Annotated in this window: 5 protein-coding genes and 1 pseudogene; 2 read left to right on the top strand and 4 right to left on the bottom strand. The window is 49.2% G+C overall.

Features of this window, described 5'->3' with window-relative positions; translation table 11 throughout:
* Positions 1-106 (top strand): annotated as a pseudogene (locus H6F93_RS08765) (IS630 family transposase); the annotation flags it as partial.
* Positions 107-230: 124 nt separating this feature from the next.
* Here H6F93_RS08765 and H6F93_RS08760 read toward each other — a convergent pair.
* From H6F93_RS08760 to ndhN, 4 genes are all read right to left on the bottom strand, one after another.
* Complete coding sequence (locus H6F93_RS08760) at positions 231-2,159, bottom strand: R3H domain-containing nucleic acid-binding protein (RefSeq protein ID WP_524537916.1); 1,929 nt, start codon at positions 2,157-2,159, stop codon at positions 231-233.
* 99 nt (positions 2,160-2,258) lie between these two features.
* The gene (gene ldpA / locus H6F93_RS08755) at positions 2,259-3,563 is read right to left on the bottom strand and encodes a circadian clock protein LdpA (protein ID WP_206755714.1); all 1,305 of its coding nucleotides are present in this window, start codon (positions 3,561-3,563) and stop codon (positions 2,259-2,261) included.
* A gap of 286 nt (positions 3,564-3,849) precedes the next feature.
* On the bottom strand, positions 3,850-3,993 hold the full coding sequence (locus tag H6F93_RS08750; protein WP_190680098.1) for a hypothetical protein: 144 nt from the start codon (positions 3,991-3,993) through the stop codon (positions 3,850-3,852).
* An 86-nt stretch (positions 3,994-4,079) separates the two neighbouring features.
* A complete protein-coding gene (gene ndhN, locus H6F93_RS08745; RefSeq protein WP_190641731.1) occupies positions 4,080-4,556 on the bottom strand; it encodes an NAD(P)H-quinone oxidoreductase subunit N in 477 nt (158 codons plus the stop codon).
* Between the two features lie 719 nt (positions 4,557-5,275).
* Here ndhN and rplC point away from each other — a divergent pair.
* On the top strand, positions 5,276-5,914 hold the full coding sequence (gene rplC / locus H6F93_RS08740; RefSeq protein WP_190641730.1) for a 50S ribosomal protein L3: 639 nt from the start codon (positions 5,276-5,278) through the stop codon (positions 5,912-5,914).
* Positions 5,915-6,000 lie beyond the last annotated feature (86 nt).

Here is a 6,000-nt window from a genome sequence, read left to right as displayed (position 1 = left end):
GTGGTTTGTGCTCAAGAACTGGATGCGACAACGATGGAGTGAGTTTGAGAGTTTTCACAATTGTATAGATGCAGCTTTCAAAACCTGTCCTAACGTGCTCCCGTAGAGCTATACCATTCACGCTTCAAAAAGTGATTCATGCAGAAGGTCTAATGAAAGCAGCTAAAAACTGGGGGTGAGACAAACTTAGCCTGCCTCACCCCCAGTTTTGCCTGACCAGTCAACTGAACCTATGCTGGATAGATCCGCAGACGACGGTTTGGCTCTTCACCGAAGCTAGAAGATTTGAGACGATAGTGTTCGACTAGCTCATGCTGCATCTTGCGGACTTTGGCAGAGCGAGGCAACAGTTCTACGGGTTGCCCTCTGGGAATGACAATCTGCTCCACAGCAAGCCGAGCTTCTTCCAGCGCCTCAATTTCATCTTCATCACCACTGCGATAAAACAGATTGAGGTTCACCGGTTCGTTACTACCCGGATCATCCAGATTTAGCATTCGCTGGAGTGCCCGAACAATCTGCGGCATACTATTGGACTTGACTGTATGAACCGCTATCTGGTGAGCTTTTGCCGCATGACGCAGCTTGGAGTGATTTTTGACGTGCGATCGCATTGCCAATACTGCATCTGCACTATCTAAATCCTTCGTCAACACAACCGGCAAGTTTAGCGTTTGAATCGCCTGATCAAGGAGTTGACGGCTCACTGCATAGGGGTAGATGTGCAGGGGCAAATCTTCGCCGTTTGGACCTGCAGGAGGCAAATCCTCAAAGGCGTTAGCATCTCTTGGGTCTCTAAATGAGCGATCCAGAGATTCATTCAGCAGTTGGTCAAAGTCCTGCTGCTCCAGGTATGCCTGCTGCAAAGGCTCCGCTGATGAACGACTCTTTAATTCATTGCGACTATAGGATGGCAAAGGTGTCATTTGCCCAGAGCTTCGCCATCCCGTTCGCTGAGAAGATTCTCTGCTACCGCCGCGTGACTCAGTTAGAGAAAGCCCACGCGCCTGACCAAAGCTACCGCTGCGGGGTTCGCCCATGGCGCTGCGTGATCGCCTCGACATTGAGCCTACCGAATCGCTAGATAGTTCGTGCGTAATCACGACTTTGCCCGTTTCGCTCACCGTCCTGACTTGCGGATTGGGTTGCCGTCCTCGCAGCAGACTATCTACCGTCTCAGAAACTTCTTCATGAACAACCCACTTTTGTCGCTCCAGCATCTCAACAGCAATATCGAAAGTCGGAGGAGCTTTACGTTCCAAAACGCTCTTCTGGCTGCCTCTACGCCTTGCCTCATCATCACCCAGCGTTACCGACTGAATTCCTCCTACTAAGTCGGACAGGGTTGGGTTCTTGATCAGGTTCTCAATCTGATTACCGTGAGCCGTGCCAACTAACTGAACGCCTCGCTCAGCAATAGTACGAGCTGCCAAAGCTTCTAATTCAGTGCCAATCTCGTCAATTACAATGACTTCTGGCATGTGGTTTTCGACTGCCTCAATCATCACCTGATGCTGAAGCTCTGGTCGAGCTACCTGCATTCGTCTCGCTCGACCAATTGCTGGGTGGGGAATATCACCGTCTCCAGCAATTTCGTTTGAGGTGTCGATGATTACGACTCGCTTGTTCAGTTCATCAGCCAGAACTCGCGCAATTTCGCGCAGAGCCGTCGTTTTTCCAACGCCAGGACGACCCAACATGAGAATCGATCGCCCCGTTTCTACCAGGTCACGAATCATCCCGATTGTGCCATAGACCGCTCGTCCCACCCGGCAGGTTAGTCCAATGACTTCACCTGCCCGATTTCGCATCGCACTGATCCGGTGAAGCGTCCGTTCAATTCCGGCTCGGTTGTCGCCGCTAAACATCCCGACACGGTCCACACAATAGCTTAGGTCTACAGCTGAGACTGGAACATCAGAAAGATATTCTGCCTGACCCAAAAATCGAGCTTCTGGACGGCGACCTAAATCTAAGACAACTTCAATCAGCTTTTCTCGCTGGGGATGCTGCTCTAAATGCAGGCGAATCTCGCCAGGTAAAATTTCTAGCAGTCGGTCAAGGTCGTCTGTAATCTGCATCGCTGTAGGAACACTCTGATCTGCGGCAATCTCAGAATCAATCGGCTGTTCAGAGGAGTTGTTACCGTTGAGCGTCATGAGTAAATGGCTTTAAAGGTGTTAAATGACCAGCACGAAGTTCAAGGAAAGAAATTTGACGAAATGCCGAGCCGTAATAGGGCACTGCATCAGGTCAGCTTATCCGGTTTGCTTAGGAATGGTTTGCCTTAGCCTCATAGGTGATTTGATTTGAGAAACAAGAGAATCAGCAAGTCCGACGGCTTTGTGTAGCAAATCCGGATGAACCTCCAGATGAGTGGAATTTGATTTAGGAATCCATGAAGTCATAGTGTCAGCTCTATAAAATCCATTGGGAAAATTCCTAGAAAAATTTATAGTAACTGATGAATCTTCCGTGCTGTGTTGCGCTAGCTGATCCAAAACAGGAGCTAAAAGGGTGCGGGCATAGCTACCATAGGCAATTCCAGCAACCCTGTAGGGCGGTTGCGCTGTAGTATCAACGGGCTGTGAGACACCTGCTGTCAAGACGGAAGCGTTCTCTACACAGGTGTCTGAGTAATTAATGTCCTGATTGATCACTACATTGCGCTGGTTTGCCAACGCTGTACGTTCCCCTAATAAGCCTTGTTTTACTAGCTTAGAGACCGTATAACTATTTGTTCCTCCCGCTAATTGCACATATCCCGGTAACTTGGCTGCTAGAACCTTTTGTCCTAGCCTGATGGTGGCACGAGTGGCACCATCACCAATATCACCGCTCATCGGTCTACCGTCTGTTTGCCAAACCAGTGGGCAGGGCAAGGGTGAGATCAGCTTATACAGTGCCCAGAGATAGTCAATCAGCCCCTCTCCGTCGGGACAGCTAATTGCAATTAGTTTGAGCTGGTCAAGCGAAGGAGCGATCGCCTGCCAAAGCCGCTTGAAGTCTGCCAAACGCCCTACCTGCGTATGAATTTCAACTGCATCCACTCCGGCTAGCACTAGAGGCGCGATCGCTGCTGGTGTGAACACATAGGAGCGGGTCGAAATCTGCTGAATCGGACACACAGTTAAGCAGCGACCGCAGCCATAGCAAAGATCGTCAATTACGCCTGAAAAATTATTGTGGCTATGGTTGAAGGCGATCGCCTCAGCAGGGCAGATCGATTCACAGGGTCGAGTGCAGTCCGCTGGACATTTCGCAGCATCAAACTCAGCCTTGCGAAAATGCGGATCTTCGCCATCATTCAAACTCACCATCAGCCAGGGCAAGCCGTTAAACTTAAACGCCTCAGAACCAGCAGCGGCTAAACGACTCGCTGCCCACATTGCCTCTCGCGCAGCAGTGATGACAGCCGGATCTGCGGCAACATCAACACAATCAGCACCAGCAAGCGTATAGGCCAGGGTGAGATTGCGTACAGCAGGGAGGTGTTGAAAGCTGGCTCCACAAATGAGTTTGAACCAGTTGCCCTCCCTTAAAGATCGTAAGGGACGGTACAAATCAGTCACCCTTACATGCTAATGGGTTACTCGAAAAATGACGAGGGATCAATCTGCGGTCAGTCTACTACAAAGATTGAATACTGAGACGTATTACAAGCTGCACGTATTACAAATTGCTGAAATACTTTTCCATAAAGGGCGATCTGCTCGGTTTAAACTAAGTGCGGAGACGCAGCAGTGCTGCATCTCCACAGGGTTGAATATGTTTCCTGACTATTTCTCACCCTTCTCCTGAACCTATAATCTCGAACCGTAAGGTATGAGCCCTCTCAATAAAAAGCCTTTAACCTACTGTAGGTGGATTGGGATTATCAGGATTGGTTGGATCAGGGAGATTTTGAGCGCCTTCTGCCTTTTGCCTAGTGCCCCCAGCATCAAGACGATTGGGAAAGCCCGGACGAGGAGGAACGTACTTTTTGTTACTCATGAGTAGATGCCTGAATTGAGATATCTCAATCCTAGTTGGCATTCTGAGATTTTCTGGAGTCAGCTTAATACAACGTCCTATTTACCCTAAGCTGCAACCAGAGTTTCCTTTAATGGCTTCCAGGTAAAGCTGCGATCGCCTCCCAATTCAATCGCTACCTTGATCCGGGGCTCATAGCTGGGCAGCGCAGCCAAAAATTCCAACTCTTGCTGCGAAAGAATCCCTCCGTCCAAAAACCACAATGCCAAACCTTTAGAACCTGGTGGTAGCTGTTCCAACTGATACCCTGCAACGGGAGGAACATAGTATCTCGCACCAACAGCTGCTCCGCGTCCTGTATCTTTCTTGCCTAAATGGGGTGGACGAACTCCATGAACATCTAACAAATATGCAGAGAGATCGCCTAGCCCACGCGCATTGATGGTTAGCAATCCGTATCCTGCTGCTCTAAGACGACGCTGATATCGCCCTTCATACCCTCCCTCCAGGGGAATGTACAGCCCCAAAGCACCCGCTTTTTCTAAATCACGGATAAACTGCTTGCCTGTTGTAATCAACGCCATAAGCTTTGCGTCCTCACTGCCCAGAAGTTTCAAGAGGGTCTAAGTATCTCCGTTAGCGATCTCATTATAAATGTGGATATGTAAGCAGCGATCGCCCCCTTGGCGCAGGATTGATTCAATTCACCTTATCCACCGATAGCAATTCCTAATTCCTAGTGGCATCACAGCCATAAATTACGCCACAATAGGGTCATTCAGGAATTCACAGGCAATTAAAAATTAGAGTAAGAATTGCTAGACAAGTTCGTTTTAATTGTCTATGATATTTAATTGTCGCCGAAATCAGGGTTTATGGATTTCACGGGACAAAGGTAATGAGCTAGAGTTCACTACTAATCGTCCCTTGACTGCTAAGCCTCTTGATTGGGAGAAGCTTTTCAGATTCTCCTGCTTCCGAAAAGCCTGCTCGTAATAGTAGAGACAGCGCGGTTCAGATCAAGAGTTGCAGGCGAAACCCGTAGGATACTGAACAGATATCTGTTTAAGTCCTGGCGAAGTGAGAAAGTGCAGCGTTGAGCAGTTCGCTGAAAGCGAGTGTTCCCTGCGATCTCTAGACTGCCTAAGCCGCTACTTTCGTAGAACTTGGAGTGATTGCTGGAATTGCAACAGCAGAGCTCTAGGGTGGTTTTTGCGAAAAATCTGTTGAAGTTTGATGGGCTAGCGAGGCGATCGCAGTTCCAAGATTTTTGCAGTGTTCAAAACAAGGGAGACTCGTTACTGTGTCTGTTGGTATCCTCGGCACTAAGCTTGGCATGACCCAAGTATTTGATGAAGTAGGGAAAGCGATCCCTGTGACTGTTGTGCAGGCTGGCCCATGCACCATCACCCAGATTAAAACTGCTCAGACAGATGGCTATGCAGCCATTCAGGTTGGTTATGGAGAAGTAGCAGCTAAAGCGCTTAACAGACCAGAATTGGGTCATTTAACCAAGTCTGAAGCCCCTCCTCTGCGTCACCTCCATGAGTATCGGTTGGACAACGTCGCCGAGTTCCAACTGGGACAGCAAATTACTGCTGATACATTTGCGTCAGGGCAAATCGTGGACGTGATTGGCACTAGCATTGGTCGTGGTTTCGCTGGTTATCAGAAGCGGCACAACTTCAAGCGTGGACCCATGGCGCACGGTTCTAAGAACCATCGCCTACCAGGTTCAACCGGCGCAGGTACTACGCCTGGGCGCGTCTATCCGGGTAAGAGGATGGCGGGTCGTTTAGGTGGTAGCCGAGTCACAGTTCGTAAGCTTACTGTGGTGCGCGTCGATGCCGAGCGCAATCTATTGCTCATCAAAGGCGCTGTTCCAGGCAAGCCCGGAGCCTTGTTAAATATTGTTCCTGCCAAGCAAGTAGGAAATTCATAAATCCGAGTTTTTAGCTGTGAGTTCTGGCGTTTCTCAATCTGAAAACCTGTCGCTCAAAGCTGATTAATTCCAAGGCTCATCAGTCG

This window comes from Leptolyngbya sp. FACHB-671, from assembly GCF_014695745.1.
Lineage (GTDB): Bacteria > Cyanobacteriota > Cyanobacteriia > Elainellales > Elainellaceae > JAAUTN01.
This window is presented reverse-complemented; position numbering and strand designations above follow the sequence as displayed.